A 25,411-nucleotide genomic window follows, 5' to 3' on the forward strand; every position below is an offset into this window, starting at 1 on the left:
ACCGATGGAACGGCTTGCGCTGGTGACGGGGGGAACGCGGGGCATCGGCGAGGCGATCTCGCTGGCGCTGAAGGAGGCGGGCCGGCGCGTGGTGGCCAACTACGTGGGCAGCGAGGAGCGGGCGAAGGCCTTCACCGAGCGCACCGGCATCCCCGCCTACCGCTGGAACGTGGCCGACCATCAGGCCTGTCTCGATTCGGTCGCGCGGATCGAGGCGGAGCACGGCCCGGTCGAGATCCTCGTCAACAACGCCGGGATCACGCGCGACGCGACGCTTCTCAAGATGACCTACGAGATGTGGAAGGAGGTCATCGACGTGAACCTCGGCGGCTGCTTCAACATGGCGAAGGCGGTGTTCCCCGGCATGCGCGAGCGGCAGTGGGGCCGCATCGTCAACATCGGCTCGATCAACGGCCAGGCCGGCCAGATCGGCCAGGTGAACTATGCCGCGGCCAAGTCGGGCATCCACGGCTTCACCAAGGCGCTCGCCCAGGAGGGGGCGCGCTTCGGCGTGACGGTGAACGCGGTGGCGCCCGGCTACATCGACACCGACATGGTGGCCGCCGTGCCGCCGAACGTGCTCGAGAAGATCGTGGCGAAGATCCCCATGGGCCGCCTCGGCCAGGCCCACGAGATCGCCCGGGGCGTCGTGTTCCTCGCCGCCGAGGACGCCGGCTTCATCACCGGCTCGACGCTCTCGATCAACGGCGGCCAGCACATGTACTGAGGCCGGCGGCCGGGGGTCGGCGGGGCCGGAGCGGCGGGGCAGGGACAAAGCGGCCCCCGGGCCGGGCGAGAGGCGCCGGCCCTTCCGGAGCCGGGGAGGAAGGTCTGCCCATGCCGGGGCGCGACGACGGGCTCGAGAAGCGCAGCCTCACCATCCAGGGCCACCGCACCTCGGTCGCGCTCGAGCCGGAATTCTGGGCCGTGCTCGACGCCGCGGCCGCGCGGCGCGGTGTGCCAACGAGCGCACTCGTGGCGCAGGTGGACGAGGCGCGCAGCGTGCCGCTCGCCCGCGCGCTCCGGCTCTTCGCACTCGAGGAAGCGCTCGGGCGCTGAACCGGCGGCCGGCCCTCAGCCCGGCCCTGCCACGCGGCGCTCGGCACACAGCGTGCGCCGCACCAGCCGCCCGCCGCGGAACCAGTGCCAGGTGCGCGCGCGCTCCTTGCCGCCCTCTCCCAGCACGATCGCCTCGGTGAAGGAGAGGCCCGGGGCGTCGCGGCGGTCGAGGCGGAGCAGGATGACGCCCTCGCCGCCCTCCCAGGCGCAGCCGGCAAAGGCCTGCACGTCCCACCACAGCCGGCCCTCCCGAAGCACGCCCGGAAGCTCGGCGCTGCGCTCCCGCCCGTCCGCCCAGCGGAACAGGTTGCGCTGGACATAGTGGAACGGTCCGTCGTCGGGGAAATGGCATTCCACCCGGGCGTGGTGCCGGTCGAGAAGCGCCCCGTCCGCGTCAAGGTGGAGATACTCCCCCTCCCACACGCCTTCGTGGGCCAGGAGCGAGGGCATGGCGGCGGCGACCGCGGCGCGGTTGCCGGCACCCGTCGGGGCAGGCGACGTCATGGCAGCAGCGGCAGGAGCGCGAGGAGGCGCGTGTCGATGGCGCAGCCGCGCGCGCGGGCGGCGGCGACGAACGCCGGCACCTCGGCAAGCGGCACGAGGTGCACGGTGATCCGCTCGTCGCCCGCGCCGCCGCCGGGCCCGACGCGCTCGAGGCCGGTCGCGCGGAAGAAGTGGAAGATCTCCCCCAGCATGCCGGGCGAGGAGGCGAAGGTGCCGAAATCCTCCCATCGCCGCGCCATGAAGCCGGTCTCCTCGAGAAGCTCGCGCCGCGCGCTCGAAAGCGGATCCTCGCCCGCCGTCTCGTCGCCGACGAGCCCCGCGGGAAGCTCGATCGCCGGCCTGCCGAGCGGCGGCCGGTGCTGCTCGACGAGCACCACCTCGCGGGCATCGGTCACGGCGAGGATGACGGCCGCCGCGATGCGGTTCACCCGCGTCACATATTCCCAGCGCCCGCCCTCGCCCCAGGGCGCCGCGTGGACTTCGAGGAACCGGCCCTGCCAGAGCCGTTCCGCCGCCTTCCCCCCGTTCATTCGGCCGCGCGCGGGAGCGCGTCGTCGGCTTCGGGGGTTGCCGTGAACGCGCTTCCCGCGCGCATCAGCTGGCGGCCGATGGCGTATTTGTGAACCTCGGTCGGGCCGTCGTAGAGGCGGAAGCCGCGCATGTCGCGGTAGATCATCTCGACCACCGTCTCGTCCGTCGTGCCGATGCCGCCCAGCACCTGGACGCAGCGGTCGGCGACCCGGAACAGCCGCTCCGAGACCTCGGCCTTGGCGATCGAGCTCTCGTGGCGCGCCTTCTCGCCCCGGTCCATGCGCCATGCCGTCTCCCAGACGAGGAGGCGCGAGACCTTGAGGTCGATCTCGTTCTCCGCGAGCATGAACGAGACCCCCTGGTGCTCGCCCAGCACCTTGCCGAAGGCGGTGCGCCGCCGGGCGTGATCGAGGGCAATGGCCTGCGCACGGCTGGCCGCGCCGAGCCAGCGCATGCAGTGCGTCATCCGCGCCGGCGCAAGGCGCATCTGGGCGTAGCGGAAGGCCTCGCCCACCTCGCCCAGCACCGCCTCGGGCGGCAGGCGCAGGCCCTCGAACCGCACCACCGCATGGCCCTCCACATAGTTGCGGTCCATCGAGTTCATCCGCCGCTCGATGACGATGCCAGGCGTGCCGCCCTCGCAGAGGAACAGGGTCGGGCCCGAGGGGCCGTGCGGATTGTCGGCGACGCGGGCCATGATGATCCAGGTCTTCGCCCCTTCCGCACCGGTGATGAGCCACTTGCGCCCCGTGATGCTGTAGGCCTCGCCGTCGAAGACCGCCTCGGTCTTCAGCTGGCCCGGGTCGGAGCCGGCGCCGTCGGGCTCGGTCATGGCGAAGACCGAGCGCCGCTCGCCGCGGATCATGGGAAGGAGGAAGCGCTCCACCTGGTCGGGCCGGGCGATCCTCGAAAGCAGGAACATGTTGCCCTCGTCCGGCGCAGCGCAGTTCATGGCGATGGGCCCCAGCGTGGACCAGCCGGCCGCTTCGAACACGAGCGCCTGCTCGACGTGGGAGAGGCCCATGCCGCCGAGGGCCTTCGGCGCCTGGATGGTCAGCAGGCCGGCGGCGCGCGCCTTCCCGACGAGCTCGGCGCGCAGCGCATCGGTCGGGCCGTGGTGGGTGAGCCGCGGGTCCCGCTCGTAGGGCACGATCTCGTCGGCGACGAAGGCGCGCACGCGGGCAGCGAGCGCGGCGAGGGCAGGCGGAACGGCAAAGTCGATCATGGCTCCTCTCCGAACTGGTCGAGCGCCTGGGCGAGGATTGCGCCGGCGAGCCGGGCGAACCCGCTGTAGCGCGCGCCCTCGAGGCTGCCGCGCTGCCAAAGCCGATAGAGCTGCATCCAGGCCGTCGCCAGCCGGAGCCGCGCGAGCGCGAGGTGCCAGCCGAGGTGCGGCGGGCGCTGGCCGGCGGCTGCGGCATAGGCGGCGACGACGGCGGCACGCCCCGGCCAGCCCGGTGCCAGCGAGGGCACGGCCTGGAGCGCGTGGGTCGCCGGCGGATCGCCCGGCTCGATCCAGTAGGAGAGCAGCACCGCAAGATCGAAGGTGGGGGGCCCGCGCGTCGCCATGTCCCAGTCGATGAGCGCGGTGGCGGTGGCGGCAGAGGGATCGACGAGCAGGTTGTCGAACTTCGGGTCCATGTGGAGGAGCCGCGCGGGGACGTCGGGGGGCAGGGTTGCCTCTAGCCGGGCAAGAAGGGGGGACAGCGCCGGCGGCGCCTCGTCGGCGAAGGCGGCGTGCGCCCGGCGCGCCCAGCCCGAGAGCTGGCGCGCGGCGAAGCCCTCGGCGCGGCCGAGGTCGCCAAGGCCGACCCCGGCCGGGTCGAGCCGGTGCAGCGCGGCGAGCGCCCCCACGAGGGCCGGGAGCATCCAGCGATGGGCCTGCGCGCCGAGGCCGGGCGGCAGTTCGCCAGCGACAGCGAGGCCGGGCCGCCATTCGAGGAGCTGGAAGGGCACGCCGATGACGCTGGCGTCGGGGCAGAAGGCAAGCAGCCGGGGCGCCAGCGGAAAGACCGGGTGGAGCGCCGCCAGCACCTTCGCCTCGCGCACCATGTCGGACGCACCATGGGCAAGCGGCCCTGGCGGCGGGCGGCGGAAGACTGCAGGCGCGCCGTCGAGCCGCACGCGGTAGTTGAGGTTCGCAAGGCCGCCGGCGAACTGCCGCGGCGGCTCGGCGAGATCGAGCGCGTGGCCACGCGCGGCAAGCGAGGCGGCGATCGCCGGCCAGTCTTGCGGGGTGGCGGCGGGGCGGAACGGCTCCTCCATCATGGCCGCGATGCCACCGGCGGGCGCGCTTGGCCATGGCCAGAAGTTGGTGCATAGGACTTGCCTGTCCACCAGCGCTTGAGGTCGCGCCTTGCGCATTGCCATCGCCTCCGATCATGCGGGCTTTTCCTTGAAGGCGCTGCTTGCCGAGGATCTGCGCGCCGGCGGGCACGCGCTCGAGGATCTGGGCGCCCATGACGCCGAGACCTCGGTCGACTACCCGGACTTCGGCCGCGCCTGCGCCGAGGCGGTGGCCGGCGGCCGGGCCGACCTGGGCGTCGTCGTCTGCGGGTCGGGCATCGGCATTGCGATCGCCGCCAACCGGGTGCCCGGCGTGCGCTGCGCGCTCGTCCACGACCATCTCTCCGCGCGCCTCGCCCGCGAGCACAACGATGCCAACATGATTGCGCTCGGCGCCCGCCTCGTGGGCACCGAGACGGCGCGCGATGCGCTGGCCACCTTCCTTGCCACCCCCTTCGCCGGCGGCCGCCACGCCGCCCGCGTCGCCAAGCTGGGATAGACGATGAGCACCCAACCGCTGCCCCTCTTCGACGGCTTCTTCACCGACTCGCTTGCCGAGGCCGACCCGGCGGTCGCCGCCGCCGTCAGGGGCGAGCTTGCCCGCCAGCAGGAGCAGATCGAGCTCATTGCGTCAGAGAACATCGTGAGCCGGGCCGTTCTCGAAGCGCAGGGCTCGGTCTTCACCAACAAATATGCCGAGGGCTATCCGGGCAAGCGCTACTACCAGGGCTGCGCGCACGCCGACATCGTCGAGAGCCTCGCGATCGAGCGGGCGAAGGCCCTCTTCGGCTGCGCCTTCGCCAACGTCCAGCCCCACTCGGGCGCGCAGGCCAATGGCGCGGTGTTCCTCGCGCTGCTCAAGCCGGGGGACACGATCATGGGCCTGTCGCTCGACGCCGGCGGCCACCTCACCCACGGGGCGAAGGCGGCGCAGTCGGGCAAGTGGTTCCGCGCCGTCCACTATGGCGTCCACCCCGAGACCCACCGGATCGACTATGACGCCGTCGAGGCACAGGCGGTGGCCGAGCAGCCTCGCCTCATCATCGCCGGGGGGTCTGCCTATCCGCGCATCATCGACTTCGCGGCGATGCGCGCGATCGCCGACCGGGTCGGCGCCTATCTCATGGTCGACATGGCGCATTTCGCCGGGCTGGTCGCGGCCGGAGTCCACCCCTCGCCCTTCCCCCACGCCCATGTGGTGACGACGACCACCCACAAGACGCTCCGAGGCCCGCGCGGCGGGATGATCCTCGCCAACGACCCGGACCTTGCCAAGAAGCTGAATGCGGCCGTGTTTCCCGGCCTTCAGGGCGGTCCGCTCATGCACGTGATCGCGGCGAAGGCCGTCGCCTTCGGCGAGGCGCTGCGGCCGGCCTTCCGCGACTATGCAGCGGCCGTCGTCGCCAATGCCAAGACGCTTGCGGCCACGCTCGAGCGGCGCGGCTGCGCGCTGGTCGCCGGCGGCACCGACACCCACCTCGCCCTCGTCGACCTGCGGCCCAAGGGCCTGACCGGGGCGGACGCCGACGAGGCGCTCGAGCGCGCCGGCATCACCTGCAACAAGAACGGCGTGCCGAACGACCCGCTGCCGCCTACGAAAACGAGCGGGATCCGCGTCGGCTCGCCGGCCGGCACCACCCGCGGCTTCGGCCAGGCCGAGTTCGCCGCGATCGGCGAGATGATCGCCGACGTGCTCGACGGCCTCAGGGCCAACGGCCACGAGGGCAACGGCAAGGTGGAAGCCGAAGTGCGCGCGCGGGTGAAGGCGCTCACCGCCCGCTTCCCCATCTACGCATGACGCGCCAGCGCGGGAGGACCGAGAGATGACCGAGGAGGCGCCGAAGCCCAGGGTCCGCCGCAAGCCGGCCGCTGCTGCCGCTCCGGATGCGCCCGCCAAGCCGAAGACGCCGCGCAAGCCGCGCGCGCCGAAGGCGGACGCGAAGGCGCCGACCGACGGCGCGACGGCCGGGGCGGCTTCCCCGGCGCCGCTTGCCGAGCGGGTCGAGCAGCTGGCCGAGGAAGCGGTGGAGAAGGGCCGGAAGCTCCTCGAGACCGAGACGGGGCAGAAGGTGGCCGAGGTGGCCGACAAGGCGTTCGAGACGGCGGAGCAGGCGCTCGAACGGGCGCAGGCGGCAGGCCGCCGGGCGCTCGAGAGCGAGAAGGGCCGGGAAGTGACGGGCACGGCGCGCGCGGTGCTCAAGACCCCGCTCGGCCGCAACGTGGCGATCGGCGCCGGGGTGGGAGCGGCGGCCGGGCTCCTCATCCTGAACCCGCTGCTCGGCGCCCTCATCGGCGGCGGGCTCGGCTACTTGCGGACCCTCACGCGGAAGGGCTGATGCGCTGCCCCTTCTGCCACTCGGAAGACACCCAGGTGAAGGACAGCCGTCCGACCGAGGACGGCACCGCGATCCGTCGCCGCCGCCAGTGCCACAACTGCGGCGCGCGCTTCACCACCTTCGAGCGCGTGCAGCTGCGCGAGCTCGTCGTCATCAAGAAGTCGGGGAAGAAGGAGCCCTTCGACCGCGAGAAGCTGGCGCAGTCGATCCTGATCGCCTGCCGCAAGCGCGACATCGACCCCGACCGGATCGAGCGCTTCGTCTCCTCCGTGCAACGCCAGCTCGAGGCGCTTGGGGAGACGGAAGTGGAGGCTGGCCAGATCGGCGCGCTCGTGATGCAGGGCCTGGAGCAGCTCGACCCCGTGGCCTATGTGCGCTTCGCCAGCGTCTACAAGGACTTCCGCGAAGCGAAGGACTTCGAGACCTTCGTCGGCCAGCTGTCGAAGTCGGTCAAGGCCTGAGACGGGCGGGAAGCGCGAGGCAGCGGGGCGAGGGGCCGGGGGCGCGGGGGGCCGGGGGCGCGAGGGGCCGGGGGCGCGAGGGGCCGAGGGCGCGAGGGGCCGGGGGCGCGAGGGGCCGGGGCTCAGCGGGCCGGGGCGATCTCGTAGGTGACGGTGACCCCGGCGCGGAGCTCGCTCTCGCCGGCCTCGACCGGAGGCACGGCCGAGTCCATCGGCGCGGCCGCCATGCTGCGCATCACCGGCCGGAACTCGGGTGCTGCCCCCTGCTCCTCGATCGCGAGCACGCGGACAATCCGGACACCGGCAGCGGCGGCAAGCAGCTCGGCACGAGCGCGCGCCGCCCTCACCGCTTCGGCACGCGCCTCGTCGAGGAGCGGCTCGGGCTTCTCGATCGCAAAGCTCGGCCCGTCGATGCGGTTGGCACCCTCCTTGACCAGCGCATCGACCACGGGGCCGATCCGCGCGAGATCCCGCAGCCGCACCGTCACCTGGTTTGCGGCCTGGTAGCCGGTGATCGCGGGCGCCCGGCCCTCGCCGTAGCGATACTGGGGCTGGACGGAGAGCTGGCTGGTGCGAAGATCGCGCGGCTCGACGCCGGCCCGGCGCAGCGCGGCGACCACCGCGTTCATGCGCCGGCCGTTCTCGGCCATGGCTGCAGCGGCATCCGGCGCCTGGGTCACCACGCCCGCGCTCAGCACCGCGAGATCGGGCGCGGCCGTGCGGGTGGCCTCGGCGCGGACCACGAGCGTCGCCGGTGGCGGGGGCGGCACCTGCGCCTTCACGGCAGGGGCTGCGGCAAGCAGGAGGAGGGCAAGGGGAAGGACGGAACGGCGGAGACGGGTGGGCATCGGGGCATGGCTCCTTCGGGCGCGGCGCTCCCTCGCCGCCGCCGGCTTTCGCAGGCATGAAGCGCGGCAGCGCGTCGCACCCACATGTCAGCGCCGCCGGCCGCGCTGTTCGAGCGCCCGCCACAGGACGAGCAGGAGGAGCGCGCCCGCGGTTGCGAGCAGCAGGTTGAGAAGGGTGGAGTCGGGACCTGCTCCGGCGAGCCGGCCGGCGAAGCCCCCGAGGATGCCGCCGGCGATGCCGACGAGAAGGGTCACGCCGAGGCCGCCCGGGTCCCGGCCCGGGTGGATTGCCTTCGCCAGCGCGCCGGCAACCAGCCCGACGATGATCCAGCCGAAGAGACCGTAGCCGATGGGTTCGCCTCCCTGCCCTGCGCCCTTGCGGGTCTAGCAGGTCGTGGACGCGCGCCCAACCCCGCAAGCCGGCAAGGCGGCCGACTGCTCGGGCTGGGGGCTTTCCACCTCCCCGGCCTTGATGTATGGCCGCGGGCGTCCGGTTTCTTGAGGGGAGCGACCGGGGGCTTGAGGCGTGCGCCTCGTCGAACCAAGTGGAACCTGGGCCCATGAACATGCATCTCCCCTCCCAGCAGATGGACGGGCTGACGCCAGACGGTCTGGCGCGCGTCGAAAGCGCTGCGGCGCGTCCGTTCGTGGCGCGCGCGCCGTGGAAGCGGGTCGGGATCGCCCTTCTCGTCGTGGCGGCGCTTGCCGGCTTCGTCTGGTACCTGGTGGAGCGGGCGCAGGCCCCGGGGCCGACCGCCCCGCCGTCCGGGCCACCGGCCGTCTCGGTGATGGTGCCCGGGCAGGTGGAGGTGGCCGAGCGGATCCGGGTGACGGGGACGATCGCCCCGCGGCGGGAGCTGCCGGTGGGTGTCGTCGGCGAGGGCGGCGCCATCGTCGCCATCCGCGCCGAAGCCGGCCAGTATGTCCGGGCCGGGCAGGTTCTGGCCGAGATCGACTCGGGCGTGCAGCGCGCCCAGCTCGCCCAGCTCGAGGCGGCGGTCGCCCAGGCAGAAGCCGACGTGCGCCTCGCGCAGTCGGAACTCGACCGGGCCCTCAAGCTCGTCGAGCGTGGCTTCGTGTCGCAGGCCGACATCGACCGCCGCACCGCGACGCGCGACGCGGCCCGGGCCCGGGCGGAGGTTGCGCGCGCCCAGGTGCGCGAGATGCGGGAGCGGCTCGCTCGGCTCGTCATCCGCGCGCCCGAGGCCGGCCTCGTGCTCGACCGCATGGTGGAGCCCGGGCAGGTGGTCTCGCCGGCGTCGGGCGCGCTCTTCCGCATCGCCGCCGGCGGCCAGATGGAACTGCGCGCGGAGGTCGCCGAACAGGATATGCCGGCGCTTGCCGTCGGCGAGCCGGTGATGGTGACGCCGGCCGGCGCCGCGCAGAGCGTGACCGGGACCGTCTGGCTCGTTGAGCCCCTGATCGACCCGCAGCGCAGGCTGGGGACGGCGCGCATCGCGCTTCCCTCGGATCCCTCCATCAGGGCCGGCGGCTTTGCGGTTGCGGAAATCGAGACTCGTCGCGCGCTTCGACCGGTGCTGCCGCAGTCGGCGGTCCTCGCTGACCAGTCGGGAAGCTACGTCTACGTGGTCGATGCCGATGACCGGGTGGTGCGCCGCGACGTCCGCATCGCGAGGATCAGCGAGGCGGGCGTGGCGATCGCCGAGGGCCTCTCGGGCACCGAGAAGGTGGTCGTCTCGGCCGGCGCCTTCATCCGGCCGGGCGAGAAGGTGACCCCGGTTCTCCGGAGGGCCTGAGCGCATGGACCTGCGCAACATCTCCAGCTGGGCAATCCGCAACCCGATCCCGCCCATCCTGCTGTTTGTGATGCTGAGCCTGCTCGGCGCGCTCAGCTTCAGCCGGATGAAGATCAACTCGATGCCGGACATCTCGGCGCCCATCGTGAACGTCCAGGTCTCGCAGCCGGGCGGCGCTCCGACCGAGATCGAGACCCAGATCACCCGCAAGATCGAGGGCGCGGTTGCCGGCATCGGCAACATCAAGTCGATCTCCTCCGTGGTGCAGGAGGGGCTGAGCCTGACGACGGTCGAGTTCCAGATCGGCACACCGGTCGACCGTGCCGTCAACGACGTGCGCGACGCCGTCACCAAGGTGCGCTCCGACCTTCCGGAGGGGATCCTCGAGCCGCAGGTGACCCGCCTCGACATCGAGGGCGGGGCGCTCGCCTATGTGGCGGTCAAGTCGACCGCCATGTCACTCGAGGAACTCTCGTGGTTCGTCGACAACACCATTGCCAAGCGGCTGGTCGCCATTCCCGGCGTTGCCCAGGTGTCGCGCGGCGGCGGAGTCTCCCGCGAGATCCGCGTCGACCTGAAGCCCGACCGGCTGCAGGCCTATGGCATCACCGCCGCGCAGGTGAACGCGCAGCTGCGCAACCTCAACCTCGATGTGCCCGGAGGCCGCGCCGAAGTCTCGGGCGCCGAGCAGGCGGTCCGCGTGCTGGGGGGGGCGAAGAGTGCGCTGCAGCTTGGCGAGACGCGCATCTCGCTTCCCGGCGGCCGCTTCGTGCGCCTCTCCGACATCGCCGAGGTGCGCGACGGCACCTCCGAGCAGCGCACGATCGCCCGGCTCGATGGCCGGCAGGTGACGAGCTTCGGCCTGTTCAAGGCCAAGGGCGCCTCCGACGTCCAGGTTTACGAGCGGATGAACAAGGTGCTTGACGAGCTCCGCGCCGAGTATCCGGACGTGGAATTCGAAGAGCTCTTCACCACGGTCAAGTACACGAAGGAAGAGTATCGCAGTGCCATCACCGCGATGGTCGAAGGCGCGCTTCTTGCCGTCCTCGTCGTGTTCCTGTTCCTGCGCGACTGGCGCGCGACCGTGATTGCGGCGCTCGCCATTCCGCTCTCGGCCATCCCCACCTTCTGGTTCATGGAGGTCATGGGCTTTACGCTCAACACCGTGAGCCTGCTGGCGCTCAGCCTCGTTGCCGGCATCCTCGTCGACGACGCCATCGTCGAGATCGAGAACATCGTCCGCCACATGCGCATGGGCAAGACGCCGTTTCAGGCCGCCCTCGAGGCGGCTGACGAAATCGGCCTTGCCGTGGTTGCCACCACCTTCGCGATCATCGCCGTGTTCCTGCCCGTCTCGTTCATGCCGGGCATCTCGGGCCAGTATTTCAAGCAGTTCGGGCTCACCGTCTCGGTTGCGGTGTTCATGAGCCTGCTGGTCGCCCGGCTCATCACACCGCTGTTCGCGGCCTATTTCCTGAAGCCCCACGGCGCCCGCGCCCACGGCGACGGCCCGCTTATGGACCGCTACCTCGCCTTCCTGCGCTGGTCGCTCCACAACCGCTGGAAGACGGTGGCCGTCGGCGCGCTCTCCTTCGCGCTCACCGTCCTCCTCTTCGCGCAGGTGCCGCAGACCTTCGCGCCCGACAACGACAGCGGCTCGGCACAGCTTGCCATCGAGCTTCCGCCGGGCGCGACGCTCGCCGACACCGTCGCCAAGGTGGACGAGATCACTACCCTCCTCCGCCGCGAACCCGAGGTCCGCTCGATCTTCGAGTTCATCGGCAGCGATGGGGACGTCCGCAGGGCCACGCTCTACATCGACCTCGTCCCGCGCGAGGCGCGCGCGGTCACCACCAAGGAATGGGAACGGCGCATCTCGCCGACGCTCACCGCGCTTCCCGACGTCAGGCTCTACTTCCAGTCGTTCGGGCCCGGCGGCGGCGGGCGCGACATCAACATCATGCTTGCCGGCGACGACCCGGCGCTGCTCGAGGCAACCGCCCGCAAGGTCGAGAAGGAGATGCAGGGCCTTCCCTTCCTGCGCGAAGCGCGGATCCAGGGTGACCTCGACCGGCCCGAGATCCTCATCCGGCCGAAGTTCGACATCGCCGCCGAGATGGGCGTTTCGGTCGCGGACCTCTCGCGCACCATCCGCATCGCCACCATCGGCGACATCGAGCAGAACCTCGCCAAGTTCTCGCTTTCCGACCGGCAGGTGCCGATCAGGGTCAGCCTCGTCGAGGCCGCGCGTGCCGACCTTGCCGCGCTCGAGAACCTGCCCGTGCCCACCGCGAGCGGCGGCTCGGTGCCGCTCAAGGTGGTCGCCGACATCGGCTTCGGCACCGGGCCGACCACGCTGAGGCGCTACAACCAGAGCCGGCGCATCACCCTCGTTGCCGACCTGAACGGCATGGAGCTCGGCCCGGCGCTTGCCGAGATCAACCGGCTGCCCACCATGGCGAACCTTCCGGAAGGCGTGCGCCAGGTGAAGTTCGGCCAGGCCGAGGTGATGGAGGAGCTCGTCGCCAACTTCATTCTCGCCATCGTCGCCGGCGTGATCCTCGTGTTTGCGGTGCTCGTGCTGCTCTACCGCCGCGTGCTGCCGCCCTTCGTCAACATGGGCTCGCTGCTGCTCGCGCCGCTCGGCGGCATCATCGCCATCATCCTCACCGGCAATGTCATCTCGATGCCGGTCTACATCGGCATCCTCATGCTGCTCGGGATCGTGGCCAAGAACTCGATCCTCCTCGTCGACTTCGCGATCGAGGAGATGCGCCAGGGCGTGGACCGCGAGACCGCGATCGTCGATGCCGGCCACAAGCGCGCCCAGCCGATCATCATGACGACCATCGCCATGACGGCCGGGATGCTCCCGGTGGCGCTCGGTCTCCACGGCGACACCAGCTTCAGGGCGCCCATGGCAATCGTCGTCATCGGCGGCCTCCTGCTCTCGACCGTGCTCACCCTCATCATCGTTCCGGCCGGCTTCACGCTCGCTGACGATCTCGAACGCTGGATCGGGCCGCGGCTTGCCCGCCTGCTGACGGGCGGCCCGCCCGAGCCCCGGAAGGGGATGCCGCAACCTGCGGAATGAGGCTCCGAGCGAGCGCGAGATCGTCGCCCGCCGGCTGTGGCGGCTTGCGACCGGCCTTCTCGTGCTCATGGCGATCGTGCTCGCCGCCTCGACCTGGGCGATGCAGGCGATTCACCCGGGCTTCGCCTGGGTGCAGGCCTTCGCCGAGGCAGCGCTGGTCGGCGGGCTGGCCGACTGGTTCGCAGTGACCGCCCTGTTCCGCCACCCGCTCGGCCTTCCCATTCCCCACACCGCCATCATCCCGGCCAGCAAGGATCGGATCGGCAACGCGCTCGCCGCCTTCCTCCGCGACAATTTCCTGACCCCCCGGATCGTCGCGAGACGGCTCGAGCGCTTCGACGCCGCCGGCCTCCTCGGCCGCTTCCTCGCCGAAGGCGCCACGGGGCCGGGGGATGGTGCCGCCCGCGTGCGGCAGGGCCTTGTCGGCCTCGTCCGGCAGCTGGCCGACACGCCGGCTGCCGACGCGCTCGGCGAACGGGTGAAGGCGGGCGTGCTCCGACGCCTGCGCGCGCTGGATGCCGCCCCGCTTCTTGCCGGCACGCTCGAGGCGGCGCTCGCCGAAGGCCGGCATCACCCGGTCATCGACAGCCTCGTCGCCTGGGCGTCGCGCACGCTCGATGCCGAGGAGCCGGCGCTGAGAGCGATGATCGAGGAGCGGACCAACTGGCTGCTACGGCTGATTGCGGTCGACGAGCGGGTAGCGAACGAGATCCTCGCCGGCCTGCGCGGCTTCCTCGCGGAGGTCGCGGCCGACCCGGAGCATCCGGTGCGCCGGCGGGCCGATCTCGCGCTCGAGACCTTCATCTTCGACCTCCGCCACCTGCCCGAGACGCAGGCCAAGGTGGAGCGGTGGAAGCAGGCGCTCATCGACAACCCCGCCGTCGGGCAGTGGGTGGAGGGGCTGTGGGAGCAGGCCCGCGCGGCGATCGGCCGGTTCGCGGAAGGAGATGGCGCGGGCGATCTCGCCCGGCGGATCGGCACGGCGCTTCGCGAGGACCGAGCGCTGGCAAGCGCCGTCAACAGCCTTGCCCGGCGCGCCGTCGTCGGCCTGGTCCGCGACCATGGCGATGCGATCGTCGCGCTCGTCTCCGACACGGTGAAGGGCTGGGACACCGCGACGATCACCGCCAAGCTCGAGTCCGCCGTCGGCCGCGACCTCCAGTACATCCGCCTCAACGGCACGCTGATCGGCGGCTCGATCGGGGTGCTTCTCCACGCGATTTTCGTCGCCGTCGGTGCCCACTGAGGCCCGGCCGGTTGCCCTCCGTCATCATTCGGTCATCTTGCGCGACATTTCCGCGCACCCTATGTGCGTTGGCGGGAGGCGCGCGGCGACGCGGGTCTCCTCCTGTGGCAGACTCGACGGCGCGGCGGCGTTTCCCCGCGCCGTCCTTTTTTCGCTTCGCACCGTTGCCAAGGGCGACGTGCCGGCTGCAACGCCGGAAACGATCGTTCAAACTTTTTTGCCGTCCGTTAAGAATGTTTCTGTCGTCATTCCGGATGCAGTTTCGCTAATGTTGTGGAGTGCGGAAGAGGGGGTGACGGTTCTGCAGCAGACGCGGCGGGAGGGGCCGCGGAGAGACGGGGTTGGACCATGCGCATTCTCATTCCAATCGGCGCTGCCGTCCTGGCCGCTGCCTTCGCAGAAGTGCCCGCACTCGCGCTCGGGCCGGTGATCGTGCCCTGCGCGAACACCGACATCACGCCCAACGCCGTCGCCTGCGCCGGCTTCTATCAGGGCAACCTCATCGCCGGGACGGCAAGCGCCCGTGCCGACCAGCAGGCAGCGCTCGACCTCATTGGCTACGACGGCCCGCCCATCACCGCCGCCTTCTTCGGCGCAGCGCCCAGGGACGACACGGGCGACGGCCCGGCCGACTTCGGGGTGCCGATGATCGGCCAGACATGGATCGCAATCCACTTCGGCGCCGGCCGGGATGGCCCGGTGGCCGGCTTCCCCGGCGGCGGCACGGCCTTCTATCGCCTCTACCTTCCGGGCGTGACGAATGTCATCGACCTCAACTGGGGCGCTGGCTCGACGGCCATCCTCTACAAGACCGGCGTCATCCCCGAGCCAGCCACCTGGGCGATGCTGATCGCCGGCTTCGGGCTCGCGGGTTCGGCCATGCGCCGGCGCCGCGAGTCGGTCGCCAGCGTCAGCGCCTGACATCCAGTCGAGGGGCGGGGGGCCTCGCCGGCGACGGCGAGGCCTTGCCGCTTCGGAGCTTGCCTTTTCCGGGCCGGGCCGCTAACGCCGCCGCTTCACGAAGCCAGCCGGAGGGCGGAGCCCGGGCACCCCGGGCCGACCGCTGCGATCGGCAAGAGGAGTTGCCAGTGCCGTTCTACGAGCATGTCTACCTCGCGCGCCAGGATCTGGCGCCTGCGCAGGTCGAGGGGCTGACGGAAGCCCTGACCGCCATCATCACCGGCCAGAAGGGCAAGGTGGCCAGCACGGAGTACTGGGGCCTCAGGAACCTCGCCTACCGGATCCGCAAGAACCGCAAGGCGCACTACGTGCTCCTCAACATCGAGGCGCCGGCCACCGCGATTGCCGAGCTGGAGCGCCAGGTCGCGCTCAACGAGGACATCATCCGCTGGCAGACGGTGAAGGTCGACGCGCTCGAGACCGAGGGCTCGGCCATGGTGCGCAAGGTCGACAAGGACCGTGGCGGCCGTGGCCGCGGCCGCGACGAGGGAGGCTGGTGATGGCACGCCCCTTCTTCCGCCGTCGCAAGTCCTGCCCCTTCTCGGGTCCCAACGCGCCGAAGATCGATTACAAGGACGTCCGCCTGCTCCAGGGGTTCATCTCCGAACGCGGCAAGATCGTGCCCGCGCGCATCACGGCCGTCTCGGCGAAGAAGCAGCGCGAGCTGGCGCAGGCGATCAAGCGGGCGCGCCATCTCGGCCTCCTGCCCTTCGTCGTGCAGTAGGGAGGCGGAGATGGAAGTCATCCTGCTCGAACGGGTGGAGAAGCTCGGCCGGATCGGCGATGTCGTGAAGGTGAAGCCGGGTTACGCCCGCAACTTCCTCCTGCCGCGCGGCAAGGCGTTGCGGGCGACCGAGGCGAACCGCGCGAAGTTCGAGGCCGAGCGCGCGCAGCTCGAGGCGGAGAATGCCCGGCGCCGGGCCGTGGCCGAAGAGGAGGCAAAGGTCATCGACGGGCTCTCGCTCGTCCTCATCCGCCAGGCCTCGAACACGGGCGCCCTCTACGGCTCGGTCGCGGCGCGCGACCTCGCCGAAGCGCTGGCCGAGGCGGGCCACAAGGTGGCGCGCCAGGCCATCGTGCTCGACCGCCCGATCAAGACGCTGGGGCTGCACGCGGTCAAGGTGGTGCTGCACCCGGAAGTGGCGGTCATGGTGACGGCGAACGTCGCCCGCTCGGCGGAGGAAGCGGAGCTTCAGGCCCAGGGCGTGGACGTGACCGCGCTCGACCGCGCCGCGGAGGAGGAGGCCGAGGCGCCCGCCGAGGCTGCGCCGGACGCCACGCCGGAGGCCTGACCCCTCGCCTCGGGTTCCCGCCCGGCAGTGCGGGCCGGCGGGAAGCTGCCCCGCGCGGCGGGCGGGGCTTCCACGGGCCAGGTCTTCTCAGATGACGCCGGCCTGCCGAAGGTCGGCCAGCTCGGCGTCGGAAAGGCCAAGCAGGCCGCGGTAGATCTCGTCGTTGTGCGCGCCGAGCGGCGGGCCCGCCCAGCGCACCGCGCCCGGCGTGGCCGACAGGCGGGGGGCGACCGCCTGCATCATCAGGCTGCCGTACTCGGGGTGGGGCACGGCCACGAGCGCCTCGCGCGCGGCGAAGTGCGGGTCTTCCAGCATGTCGGGCACGCGATAGAGCCGGCCTGCGGGCACGCCAGCCGCCTCGAGGCGCGCAAGCGCCTCGGCAACCGCGAGGCCGGCGGTCCACGCGGCGATGCGCGCGTCGAGCTCGGCCTGGTTGGCGCCGCGGGCGGCATGGGTGGCGTAGCGCGGATCGCGCGCAAGCTCGGGCGCGCCCATTGCCTCGCACAGCCGGCGGAACACGCCATCCTGGTTGGCGCCGATCAGGATCTCGCCGTCACGGCAGGGATAGACGTTGGACGGCGCGTTGCCGGGAAGGATGCTCCCCGAGCGCTCCCGCACCACGCCGGCCTCGGTATATTCTGGCACGGTCGATTCCATCACGGCCAGCACCGCCTCGTAGATGGCGCTGTCCACCACCTGCCCCTCGCCGGTGCGGTGGCGGTGGTGAAGCGCCATCAGCGCCCCGAGGCAGGCAAATGTGGCGGCGAGCGAGTCCCCGATCGAGATGCCGACCCGCGCCGGCGGCCGGTCGGGTTCGCCGACGAGCGCGCGCAGCCCCCCCATCGCCTCGCCAATGGCCCCGAACCCCGCGCGCCGGGCATAGGGCCCGCTCTGGCCGTAGCCCGAGACCCGCACGAGGATGAGGCCCGGGTTCTCGGCCCGGAGCACCTCCCACCCGAGGTTCCAGCCCTCGAGCGTGCCGGGGCGGAAGTTCTCGACCATGATGTCGGCGCGCCGGACGAGCCGGCGTACGAGCGCCTGGCCGCGCGGGTCGGAGAGATCGAGGGTGATCGTCTTCTTGTTGCGGGCGATGACCGGAAACCACACCGGCTTGCCCTGCCCCCACTGCCGCATCGGGTCCCCGCCCGGGCGCCGCGCCGGCGGCGGCTCGATCTTGATGACCTCCGCGCCGTGGTCGGCCAGAAGCTGGCCACAGAAGGGGCCGGCAATCAGCGTGCCGGCCTCGAGCACGCGAAGCCCCTCGAGCGCGCCCATGGGCTACTTCACCGCCTCGGCGACCGGGATCTCGCCGAGCGAGGTCTCGGGGTGCTCCGGCCGCCAGTCATGCCCGGGGCGGAACATCCGGTCCTGGCCTGCCATCGGGTCGCCCGAGGCGACCTGCAGCGCCAGCCGCTCGCTGTCGCGGCGCACATACTCCTCGACGATCTCGTCGATCACCTCCTCCGGCGTGCCGAGCTCCTTTAGCACGAGCCGGCCCATCTCGATCGCGCTCCAGAAGAGCTCGCGCACGACCAGCTCCTGGTCGGCGGCGATCATGCGCATGGCGTGCAGCCGGTCGTGCACCCGGATGACGAACTTCATGTGCGGGAAGGAGAGTTTGAGCGGCTCGAGCAGCGCCGGATCCCAGGCGCCGCCCCCCGTGGTGATGATGACGAGGCGCGCCTGCTCGGCGCCGGCCGCGCGCAGCACTTCGGGACGGAAGCCGTCGCCATAGTAGACCCGCCAGCCGAACCGGCGCGAGAGATCGATCTGCTCGGGCTTCCGGTCGATGAGGACGACATCGACTCCGCGGGCGTGGAGCATCTGGGTCACGATCTGGCCGAAGCGGCCGTAGCCGATGACGATGACGGCGCCCGGCCGCGCAGGCGCGGGGCCCTCGAGGTCGGGCCGCTGGGGCTCGCGCTGCGGCCTCTCGGGCACGAAGCGCCGCACGAGGGCGAGGAGGACGAGGGTCGCCACCATCGAGAGCGTGACGACGGCGCCGAACAGCGACGCGGCGCCCTCGGTGATGAGGAGGCCCGAGACCGCGGCCTTGAACAGCACGAACGCGAACTCGCCGCCCTGCGCGAGCAGCAGCCCCAGCCGCCACGCGGCCCGCGGGCTCGAGCCGAACAGGCGGGCAAGCGCGGCAACGAGGAGGAGCTTCGTCGCCATGAGGATCGCGACCAGCTGGAGCACCAGGAGGGGCCGCTCGAGAAGGACCGAGAGGTCGAGCCCCATGCCGACCGAGATGAAGAACAGCCCGAGAAGCAGGCCGCGGAAGGGCTCGATGTCGGCCTCCACCTCGTGCCGGTAGGGGCTGTCGGCCAGCATCACGCCGGCGACGAAGGCGCCGAGCGCCATCGAGAGCCCGAGGCTTGCCATGAGGAAGCTCGCCCCCGTGACGGTGAGGAGCGCCGCGATCACGAACACCTCGCGGTTGCCGACATGGGCAGCGAGGCGGAACAGCGGGTTCAGGACGAAGCGCCCGGCGAACGCGAGGCCGACGATGGCAGCAAGACTCGAGAGCACGAGGGTGAGCCCCTCTGGCGCGTCGGGCGCCGGCGCGCGCGAGAAGGCCGCCACCACGATGAGCAGGGGGACGATGGCGATGTCCTGCAGGAGAAGGATGGCGAACGCCCGCTCGCCGACGGGGGTTGAAAGCTCGCCCCGCTCCTTGAGGAGGCCGACGACGAGCGCGGTCGAGGAGAGCGAGAGGGCAAGCCCCAGCACGAGGGCGGCCTGCCAGGTGAAGGCGGTGGTCAGGACGAACGCACCCCACAGCGCCAGCCCGCAGACGAGGACCTGGAGTGTGCCCAGCCCGAAGATCTCGCGCCGGAGCGCCCAGAGCCGCGCCGGGCGCAGCTCGAGCCCGATCACGAAGAGAAGGAGGACAACCCCGAACTCGGCGAAGGCCGCGACCGTCTCCTGCGTGCGCACGAGGCCGAGCGCCATCGGCCCGATGAGCGCGCCCGCCCCGAGGTAGCCGAGCACCGCGCCGAGCCTGAGGCGGGTGGCGATGGGCACGACGACGGCCGCGGCGGCAAGGTAGATGACCGCCTCCCGGAGAACCTCGGTGTTCGCCGGGCCGGCCAAGGCTCAGGCGGCCTGTCGGGCCTGTCGGGCCTGCTCGGCAGCCGTGGCGGCGGCGTCGAAGGCAAGGCAGATCGAGCCGTGGCGCGCGAGATGCGGCCGCGCCGGCTCGAAGAGCGTGAGTTCGGGGAAGCGGGCCAGCACGGCCTCCGGCAGCGGCTCGGCGCGCTTCAGGTAGCCCTCGAGCGCGGCATGGGCGGCCCGGAGCGTCGGCGCGTCGGCACCCAGCACGCCTTCGCCGAGGATGGCGGCCGCCGCCTGCCCCAGCGCGCAGGCCCGGACCTCCTGGGCGAAGCGCGCCACGCGGCCTTCGGCATCGAGGTCGAGCATCGCCGTCACGCGGCTGCCGCAGATGGGCGAGACCTTCTGCACCCGCGCCTCCGGCTCCTCGAGCGTGCCGAGATGCGGGATGGCGGTGGCGAGCCTCAGGATCCGGGCGTTGTAGAGGGGCGCGTCCACGGGGCGCATATAGGAAGAAGCCGGGGCAAAAGGAAAGCCGCGGACCGGGCCGGTCTCCGCACCCGTGCATCTGGTGAGGCTGCGCCAACGAGAAGCGCGAGAGCCTCCGGCCCGCGCTACAGCTTCCGCCACTTCACGCTGCCGTCCTTGGCGACCTCCAGCTGGATGCCCTCGGCCTTCAGCGCGTCGCGGATGGCATCGGCCTTGGCCCAGTCCCGCGCGGCGCGCGCTGCGCGGTAGCGCGCGAGCTCGTCCTCCACCCGTGCCGCGTCGGCGCCGGTCGTGAACCAGGCGGCATCGCCAAGGAGACCCAGCACCGCAGCGCCCTCCGGCAGCGCAGCAAGCGCCTCGGGCGTGTTGAGGTCATCGAGCAGGCCGGCGGGCACGCCGTCGCCGCTGCCGCCCGCGCGGTAGAGCCGGTCGAGCTGGGCCTTCGCCTGCTCGAGCAGCCGGTCGGTCCAGACGAGCGGCTGGCGATAGTGGGCCGAGAGGAGGGCAAGGCGGATCGCTTCGCCCGGCCAGCCGGCATCGAGCAGCTCCCGGGGCGTGACGATGTTGCCGAGCGACTTCGACATCTTCGTCTCGCCCATCTGGAGGAAGCCGTTGTGCACCCAGAAGCGGGCGAGCGGTGCGCCATCATGCGCGCAGCAGCTCTGCGCCTGCTCGTTCTCGTGGTGCGGGAACAGGAGGTCGAGCCCGCCGCCGTGGATGTCGATCGTCTCCTCGCCCAGCACCGAGCGGATCATCGCCGAGCACTCGATGTGCCAGCCGGGCCGGCCGCGGCCCCAGGGGCTTTCCCAGCCGGGCTGGTCCTCGCGGCTCGGTTTCCATAGCACGAAGTCGGCCGGCCCGCGCTTGTAGGGGGCGACCTCGACGCGCGCGCCCGCCACCATCTCCTCCATGGGCCGGCGCGACAGGCTGCCGTAGCCCGGGAACTTCGCCACCTCGAAGAGCACATGGCCTTCCGCCTCATAGGCGACGCCGCGGGCAATGAGGGCCTCGATCATGGCGATCATGCCGTGCGGCCCCTCGATGTGCTCGGTCGCGCGCGGGGTGAAGGTGGGCTCCAGGCAGCCGAGTGCCGCCATGTCCTCGCGGTAGGCGGCCTCGTAGCGCGCCGCGATCACGGCCGGGGCCACGTTCTCCGCCACCGCGCGCGCCATGATCTTGTCGTCGATGTCGGTGAAGTTGCGGGCGTAGCGCACCCGCTCCGCGCCGTAGAGGTGGCGGAGCAGGCGGAAGAGGAGGTCGAACACGACGGCCGCGCGCGCGTTGCCGATGTGGGCGCGGCCATAGACGGTCGGCCCGCAGACATACATGGTGACGGGCCTGCCCGGCCGTGGCGCGAAGACCTCCTTCTGCCGCGTCGCGCTGTTCCAGAGCCGGAGGGCGGACGCGGTCACAGCTCGACCGCCTCGCCCTTCGCGATGAGCTCCTCGAGGCGCCGGTTGTCCTCGGGCAGGTAGGCCGGCTCGCCCTCGCGGCCCGGCAGCGCCCCGGGCCCGATGGGCGGATGGCCCCGGGGCAGGCCGGGGAGGTCGGGCAGGTCCTCGCCGCTTGCCTCCTCCATCCAGTGGATCATGCTGGTGGCGGCAAGGGTGAGGTAGGGGGCGCTCGCGCTGCGGGTGAGCCACTCGGGTGATTCCCGGCGCGGGTCGAAGAAGCCGGTGGTGAACAGGACGAGCAGGAAGAGGACGGTGGCGAGGATCCCGCCCTTGGCCGCGCCGAACGCGCCGCCAGCGAGCCGGTCGAGGGGCCCGAGCGCCGATTCCCGAGTCGTCCGCCCGGCAGCCGATGCCAGCAGGCGCCCAGCGAGCAGCGTTCCAAAGAAGAGGAGGAGGAAGGCGAGGATGGCGGCCGAGGGCTTGCCCCCCGTCTTCGTCACGAGGAACAGGGTGACGGGCTCGTGGAACAGCCGCACGGCGACCGCCGCCGCCACCCAGGCTGCAAGCGAGAGCGCCTCGGTGACGAGCCCGCGGGCAAGCCCGACGAGCAGGAACAGCCCGACGAGCGCAAGCACCACATAGTCGAACCCGGTGAGCGCAGCCATCGCCGCTTCCTACCTTCGCCCCGGAGCCCGCGGAAGGGCCTCAGCGCAGGCCGAGGCGGGAGACGAGGGCTGCGACACTGGCGCAGGGGAGGATGCCAAGGGCGCCGACTCCGCGGGTGCCCGGCGGAGCGAGCGCGGCAGTGAAGCCGAGCTTCGCCGCTTCCTTCAGGCGAAGATCGGCATGGGCCACCCGCCGTACCTCGCCCGAAAGCGCAAGCTCGCCCAGCGCGACCGTGCCCTCTGCCACGGGCCGGTCGGCAAGCGCGGAGACGAGGGCGGCGGCAACGGCGAGATCGGCCGCCGGCTCGGTCACCCGGAGGCCCCCCGCCACGTTCAGATAGACCTCGTGGCCCGAGAGCGCGAGCCCGGCGCGGGCCTCGAGAATGGCGAGCACCATGGCGAGCCGCCCCGCATCCCAGCCGACGACCGCGCGCCGGGGCGTGGCCCCGCTTGGCACGCGCACGGTCAGCGCCTGGATCTCGACGAGGACCGGCCGCGTGCCCTCGAGCGCCGGGAAGACGACCGCGCCTGGGACCGGGCGCTCCCGCTCGGTCAGGAACAGGCTCGAGGGGTTGGGCACCTCGACAAGCCCGTCGGCGGCCATGGCGAAGACCCCGATCTCGTCGGTGCCGCCGAAGCGGTTCTTGACTGCACGGAGCAGGCGATACTGGTGACCGCGCTCGCCCTCGAAGTAGAGCACGGCATCGACCATGTGCTCGAGCACGCGGGGGCCGGCAATCTGCCCGTCCTTGGTGACATGGCCCACGAGCACGAGGGCGGTGTTGCGTTCCTTCGCGAAGGCGACCAGCTCGAGCGCGGAGGCCCGCACCTGGGAGACCGTGCCCGGCGCGCCCTCGAGCTGGTCCGAGTGCATGGTCTGGATGGAGTCGATGACAAGGAGGTCGGGCGCCGGCCGGGCGGCAAGGGTGGTGAGAATGTCGCGCACCGAGGTGGCGGCGGCCAGGGCCACCGGGGCGTCGGCCAGGCCGAGGCGGCGGGCGCGCAGGCGCACCTGGTCGGCCGCTTCCTCGCCCGAGACATAGGCAACGGCGCGTCCGGCCCGGGCCATGCGGCCGGCCGCCTGGAGGAGAAGCGTGGACTTGCCGATGCCCGGATCGCCGCCGACGAGGATGGCCGAGCCCGGCACCAGCCCGCCGCCGAGCGCGCGGTCGAGCTCGCCGATCCCGGTCGAGACCCGCTCCGGCAGGGCGACGGCGGCATCGAGCGCGGCAAGCGCCAGCGTCTGGCCGCCGGTCTTGAGAGCATGGCGGCGCGCGAACGGGGTGGCAGCCGGCACCGCTTCGGGCTGGAGCGTGTTCCAGGCCCCGCAGTCGGGGCACTGCCCGCTCCACCTCGCCTGCACGCTGCCGCAGGCGGTGCAGACGTGACGAACCTGGGGCCGTGCCATGGGCAGAACCCTAGGCGCGCGCGGCCGCGAACGGAAGGTGACGCGCGCCGCCCGCGCTGTTAGGGTGACACCCGGCCGGTTCCTGACCGCGGTCAAGGTGCGGCGCCGGCAGGGTGTGCGAGGGAGCGCCCAAGGAAAGGACAGGAATGAGCCATCTTCCCCAGGACCTGCACGACATCTTTCCGCACGACGAGGCGCTGCTCAGGCGGCTCAAGGCCGAGGACCGACACTTCCGGGCGCTGGCCGACCGCTATGCCGCGCTCGACCAGGAGATCGGCCAGATCGGCCTCGGGCTCGAGGCGGCCTCCGACGCGCGCACCGAGGAGCTGAAGAAGGCGCGCCTCCACGTGCTCGACGAGCTGGCGACGGTGCTGGCCGAAGCGCGAGGGGCGGCATGAGCGAGGTCGAGAGCCTGCGCGTGCGCCTGTGGCGCCGCTATGCCGAGCTCGGCGGGGATCTCGCCGAAATCGAGGCGGATCTCCGCGAGCCGCTCGACGCCGACTTCGCCGAGCAGGCGAACGAGATCGAGGAGCAGGTCACGCTCGAGGCGCTGGAAAGCGCGAAGCTTCAGGAAATGGCCGCCATCCGGCGGGCGCTCGCGCGGATTGCCGATGGCAGCTACGGCACCTGCGTGGTCTGCGGGGGCCCGATTTCGGAGGCCCGGCTGAAGGCGCTGCCGACTGCCGTCACCTGCATCGACTGCGCGGCGGGCGGAGACGGTCGGTGAAGATCGAGATCGAGGTGGAGGCAACTCCTGTGGAGGCCCGGCAGTTCCTCGGGCTCCCCGACGTCACGCCGCTGCACGAGGCGTGGGTCGCGCGGATGCAGGAGCTGATGACGAACGGTCTGACTCCTGCGGACGTCGAGCGGATGATGCGGAGCTGGACCGCCGGCGTGCCTGGCCTCACCGAAAACATGGAGCGCTGGCAGCAGCTGTTCTGGACGGCGGCGGGGCTCGGCGGCGGCGCCAAGCCCGAAGAGAAGTAGCCTCAGCGGGCCGCCGGCTTCACGAACCGCGTCACGAAGTGGCCGGCAAGGCCCGGCACCGCGAGATCCCGGTCGAGGCGGAAGCCGGCCTCGGTGATCTCCCGCACGAAGGTCGCCTTGTCCGCGCGGACATGGTTCCGGACCCACTTCGGCGACTGCGGCGTGCGGTCGAAGTCGACGACCACGAGCTGCCCGCCGGGCCGGAGCGCCGCCAGCATCGAGGCGAGCATCGGCTTCACTGGGTCGAAATGGTGGTAGGCGTCGATCACGACCATCAGGTCGACGCTCGCGGGCGCCAGCATCACCGACTCCGGCCGGGAGAGCAGCACTTCGACATTGCCGAGCCCGAGCGCGCGGGCCCGGTCGCGCATCAGCCCCACAGAGTCGCGGTCGATGTCGACCGCGATGTAGCGCCCCTGCGGCCCGACGGCCCGGGCGATGGGCTCCATGAAGGCGCCGGTTCCGGCGCCGATGTCGGCGACCACCAGGCCCGGCCGCAGGTCGAGCGCGGCGACGATCGCCGGGCGGTTGGCAATGACTCCGCGCGCCGGGTCCTCGAGCGGGTGGGCCTGGAGCCGCGCTGCAACCCCTTGCGCCAGCGCCGGGACGGAAGGGGCAAGGATCAGGAGGAGGAGCGCGAGGAGGCGAGCCATGGCCCTGGCATGGCGGAGGAGGCGGCGCAGGTCAAAGGGGCGGGTTGACGCCAGCCCGCCTGCCGGGCGAGGGGCACGCCCCCATGCGCCTTGCCCTTCTCGCGCTTCTCGCTGCCGCCGGCTCCGCCGGCGCGACCGGCCCTGCCCCTCCTGCCTCGCCCGACCGGGAGACGCTGCGGCGCAGCTGCCGGGACGATGCCTTCCGTCTGTGCCCCGGCCAGGTCGCGCTCGCCCGCCGCGAGGGGGTCAGGCGCTGCCTTGCCGCCAACCGCGACAAGCTCTCGCCCATCTGCCGCACCGCCTTCCCCGAGCCTTGAGGCCGAGAGGGCGGGAGCGCCTCGCCCTGCGGCGTTGCCAGGCGCCGAGACGTGCCCACCTCTCTGGCAC

General features: G+C 72.0%; 29 protein-coding genes and 1 pseudogene. 17 read left to right on the top strand and 13 right to left on the bottom strand.

Features of this window, described 5'->3' with window-relative positions; genetic code table 11:
• Window positions 1–4: 4 nt before the first annotated feature.
• Together phbB and H3H34_RS07475 are read left to right on the top strand one after the other, a co-directional pair.
• A complete protein-coding gene (gene phbB, locus H3H34_RS07470; RefSeq protein WP_194744629.1) occupies window positions 5–727 on the top strand; it encodes an acetoacetyl-CoA reductase in 723 nt (240 codons plus the stop codon).
• A gap of 110 nt (window positions 728–837) precedes the next feature.
• A complete protein-coding gene (locus H3H34_RS07475; protein WP_194744630.1) occupies window positions 838–1,059 on the top strand; it encodes a ribbon-helix-helix domain-containing protein in 222 nt (73 codons plus the stop codon).
• A 15-nt stretch (window positions 1,060–1,074) separates the two neighbouring features.
• On the opposite strand, the gene H3H34_RS07480 is transcribed toward H3H34_RS07475, so the two are convergent.
• Genes H3H34_RS07480 through H3H34_RS07495 form a run of 4 tightly spaced genes read right to left on the bottom strand, consistent with a single transcriptional unit; the run spans window position 1,075 to window position 4,362 of the window.
• Window positions 1,075–1,563 carry a hypothetical protein gene (locus tag H3H34_RS07480; RefSeq protein ID WP_235945486.1) on the bottom strand — a complete coding sequence of 163 codons (489 nt, stop codon included), beginning with the start codon at window positions 1,561–1,563 and terminating at the stop codon, window positions 1,075–1,077.
• A complete protein-coding gene (locus tag H3H34_RS07485; RefSeq protein ID WP_194744631.1) occupies window positions 1,560–2,093 on the bottom strand; it encodes an NUDIX hydrolase in 534 nt (177 codons plus the stop codon). The genes H3H34_RS07480 and H3H34_RS07485 overlap by 4 nt, the downstream gene beginning before the upstream one ends.
• Window positions 2,090–3,319 carry an acyl-CoA dehydrogenase family protein gene (locus H3H34_RS07490; protein WP_194744632.1) on the bottom strand — a complete coding sequence of 410 codons (1,230 nt, stop codon included), beginning with the start codon at window positions 3,317–3,319 and terminating at the stop codon, window positions 2,090–2,092. Before H3H34_RS07490 ends, H3H34_RS07485 begins: the two co-directional genes overlap by 4 nt.
• The gene (locus H3H34_RS07495; RefSeq protein WP_194744633.1) at window positions 3,316–4,362 is read right to left on the bottom strand and encodes a phosphotransferase family protein; all 1,047 of its coding nucleotides are present in this window, start codon (window positions 4,360–4,362) and stop codon (window positions 3,316–3,318) included. Before H3H34_RS07495 ends, H3H34_RS07490 begins: the two co-directional genes overlap by 4 nt.
• Before the next feature lie 88 nt (window positions 4,363–4,450).
• Between H3H34_RS07495 and rpiB the strand changes: the two genes are divergently transcribed.
• The 4 genes from rpiB to nrdR are packed head-to-tail and all read left to right on the top strand — an operon-like array spanning window position 4,451 to window position 7,177.
• Window positions 4,451–4,879 (top strand): ribose 5-phosphate isomerase B, encoded by a 429-nt coding sequence (rpiB, locus tag H3H34_RS07500; protein WP_194744634.1) that lies wholly within the window; start codon window positions 4,451–4,453, stop codon window positions 4,877–4,879.
• Window positions 4,880–4,882: 3 nt separating this feature from the next.
• Window positions 4,883–6,178: a serine hydroxymethyltransferase gene (gene glyA, locus H3H34_RS07505; RefSeq protein ID WP_194744635.1), complete on the top strand. Its 1,296-nt coding sequence runs from the start codon at window positions 4,883–4,885 to the stop codon at window positions 6,176–6,178.
• 25 nt (window positions 6,179–6,203) lie between these two features.
• Entirely contained in the window at window positions 6,204–6,716 is a 513-nt protein-coding gene (locus H3H34_RS07510) for a hypothetical protein (protein ID WP_194744636.1), read from the top strand.
• Entirely contained in the window at window positions 6,716–7,177 is a 462-nt protein-coding gene (gene nrdR / locus H3H34_RS07515; protein WP_194744637.1) for a transcriptional regulator NrdR, read from the top strand. Before H3H34_RS07510 ends, nrdR begins: the two co-directional genes overlap by 1 nt.
• Window positions 7,178–7,299: 122 nt before the next feature.
• Here the strand turns inward: nrdR and H3H34_RS07520 are convergent, their stop codons facing one another.
• Complete coding sequence (locus tag H3H34_RS07520) at window positions 7,300–8,025, bottom strand: SIMPL domain-containing protein (RefSeq protein ID WP_194744638.1); 726 nt, start codon at window positions 8,023–8,025, stop codon at window positions 7,300–7,302.
• An 87-nt stretch (window positions 8,026–8,112) separates the two neighbouring features.
• On the bottom strand, window positions 8,113–8,280 hold the full coding sequence (locus H3H34_RS07525; protein WP_235945488.1) for a hypothetical protein: 168 nt from the start codon (window positions 8,278–8,280) through the stop codon (window positions 8,113–8,115).
• A 305-nt stretch (window positions 8,281–8,585) separates the two neighbouring features.
• Between H3H34_RS07525 and H3H34_RS07530 the strand changes: the two genes are divergently transcribed.
• From H3H34_RS07530 to rplI, 7 genes and pseudogenes are all read left to right on the top strand, one after another.
• Window positions 8,586–9,782, top strand: coding sequence for an efflux RND transporter periplasmic adaptor subunit (locus tag H3H34_RS07530; protein WP_194744639.1), 1,197 nt, complete (start codon window positions 8,586–8,588; stop codon window positions 9,780–9,782).
• Between the two features lie 4 nt (window positions 9,783–9,786).
• Entirely contained in the window at window positions 9,787–12,876 is a 3,090-nt protein-coding gene (locus H3H34_RS07535; protein ID WP_194744640.1) for an efflux RND transporter permease subunit, read from the top strand.
• Window positions 12,877–12,943: 67 nt separating this feature from the next.
• A complete protein-coding gene (locus tag H3H34_RS07540; protein WP_194744895.1) occupies window positions 12,944–14,122 on the top strand; it encodes a DUF445 domain-containing protein in 1,179 nt (392 codons plus the stop codon).
• An 813-nt stretch (window positions 14,123–14,935) separates the two neighbouring features.
• A pseudogene (locus tag H3H34_RS14125) lies at window positions 14,936–15,043 on the top strand (PEPxxWA-CTERM sorting domain-containing protein); the annotation flags it as partial.
• A gap of 167 nt (window positions 15,044–15,210) precedes the next feature.
• Window positions 15,211–15,582 carry a 30S ribosomal protein S6 gene (rpsF, locus tag H3H34_RS07550; RefSeq protein WP_194744642.1) on the top strand — a complete coding sequence of 124 codons (372 nt, stop codon included), beginning with the start codon at window positions 15,211–15,213 and terminating at the stop codon, window positions 15,580–15,582.
• Entirely contained in the window at window positions 15,582–15,806 is a 225-nt protein-coding gene (gene rpsR, locus H3H34_RS07555; RefSeq protein ID WP_194744643.1) for a 30S ribosomal protein S18, read from the top strand. The genes rpsF and rpsR overlap by 1 nt, the downstream gene beginning before the upstream one ends.
• Before the next feature lie 10 nt (window positions 15,807–15,816).
• Window positions 15,817–16,374 (top strand): 50S ribosomal protein L9, encoded by a 558-nt coding sequence (gene rplI, locus H3H34_RS07560; protein ID WP_194744644.1) that lies wholly within the window; start codon window positions 15,817–15,819, stop codon window positions 16,372–16,374.
• Window positions 16,375–16,461: 87 nt separating this feature from the next.
• On the opposite strand, the gene H3H34_RS07565 is transcribed toward rplI, so the two are convergent.
• The 6 genes from H3H34_RS07565 to radA form a co-directional block, all read right to left on the bottom strand.
• Complete coding sequence (locus H3H34_RS07565; protein ID WP_194744645.1) at window positions 16,462–17,649, bottom strand: CaiB/BaiF CoA transferase family protein; 1,188 nt, start codon at window positions 17,647–17,649, stop codon at window positions 16,462–16,464.
• A gap of 3 nt (window positions 17,650–17,652) precedes the next feature.
• Window positions 17,653–19,470 carry a monovalent cation:proton antiporter-2 (CPA2) family protein gene (locus H3H34_RS07570; protein ID WP_194744646.1) on the bottom strand — a complete coding sequence of 606 codons (1,818 nt, stop codon included), beginning with the start codon at window positions 19,468–19,470 and terminating at the stop codon, window positions 17,653–17,655.
• Window positions 19,471–19,473: 3 nt separating this feature from the next.
• Window positions 19,474–19,935, bottom strand: a complete 462-nt coding sequence (locus H3H34_RS07575) for an iron-sulfur cluster assembly scaffold protein (RefSeq protein WP_194744647.1) — start codon at window positions 19,933–19,935, stop codon at window positions 19,474–19,476.
• A 107-nt stretch (window positions 19,936–20,042) separates the two neighbouring features.
• Window positions 20,043–21,329, bottom strand: coding sequence for a cysteine--tRNA ligase (gene cysS / locus H3H34_RS07580; RefSeq protein ID WP_194744648.1), 1,287 nt, complete (start codon window positions 21,327–21,329; stop codon window positions 20,043–20,045).
• Window positions 21,326–21,976, bottom strand: a complete 651-nt coding sequence (locus H3H34_RS13590) for a CvpA family protein (RefSeq protein ID WP_194744649.1) — start codon at window positions 21,974–21,976, stop codon at window positions 21,326–21,328. Before H3H34_RS13590 ends, cysS begins: the two co-directional genes overlap by 4 nt.
• A gap of 40 nt (window positions 21,977–22,016) precedes the next feature.
• Window positions 22,017–23,384, bottom strand: coding sequence for a DNA repair protein RadA (gene radA, locus H3H34_RS07590; RefSeq protein WP_194744650.1), 1,368 nt, complete (start codon window positions 23,382–23,384; stop codon window positions 22,017–22,019).
• Window positions 23,385–23,530: 146 nt separating this feature from the next.
• On the opposite strand from radA, the gene H3H34_RS07595 reads away from it, so the two are divergent.
• Genes H3H34_RS07595 through H3H34_RS07605 form a run of 3 tightly spaced genes read left to right on the top strand, consistent with a single transcriptional unit; the run spans window position 23,531 to window position 24,371 of the window.
• Window positions 23,531–23,782, top strand: a complete 252-nt coding sequence (locus H3H34_RS07595; protein ID WP_194744651.1) for a YdcH family protein — start codon at window positions 23,531–23,533, stop codon at window positions 23,780–23,782.
• Complete coding sequence (locus H3H34_RS07600) at window positions 23,779–24,111, top strand: TraR/DksA family transcriptional regulator (RefSeq protein ID WP_194744652.1); 333 nt, start codon at window positions 23,779–23,781, stop codon at window positions 24,109–24,111. Before H3H34_RS07595 ends, H3H34_RS07600 begins: the two co-directional genes overlap by 4 nt.
• Window positions 24,108–24,371, top strand: coding sequence for a DUF6489 family protein (locus H3H34_RS07605; RefSeq protein WP_194744653.1), 264 nt, complete (start codon window positions 24,108–24,110; stop codon window positions 24,369–24,371). Before H3H34_RS07600 ends, H3H34_RS07605 begins: the two co-directional genes overlap by 4 nt.
• A 2-nt stretch (window positions 24,372–24,373) precedes the next feature.
• Here the strand turns inward: H3H34_RS07605 and H3H34_RS07610 are convergent, their stop codons facing one another.
• Window positions 24,374–25,024 carry a class I SAM-dependent methyltransferase gene (locus H3H34_RS07610; protein ID WP_194744654.1) on the bottom strand — a complete coding sequence of 217 codons (651 nt, stop codon included), beginning with the start codon at window positions 25,022–25,024 and terminating at the stop codon, window positions 24,374–24,376.
• An 83-nt stretch (window positions 25,025–25,107) separates the two neighbouring features.
• Here H3H34_RS07610 and H3H34_RS07615 point away from each other — a divergent pair, with 83 nt between their 5' ends.
• Window positions 25,108–25,341 (top strand): hypothetical protein, encoded by a 234-nt coding sequence (locus H3H34_RS07615; RefSeq protein ID WP_194744655.1) that lies wholly within the window; start codon window positions 25,108–25,110, stop codon window positions 25,339–25,341.
• The last annotated feature ends 70 nt before the right edge of the window (window positions 25,342–25,411 follow it).

Source organism: Thermaurantiacus tibetensis (assembly GCF_015354055.1).
GTDB classification, from domain to species: Bacteria; Pseudomonadota; Alphaproteobacteria; order Sphingomonadales; family Sphingomonadaceae; genus Thermaurantiacus; species Thermaurantiacus tibetensis.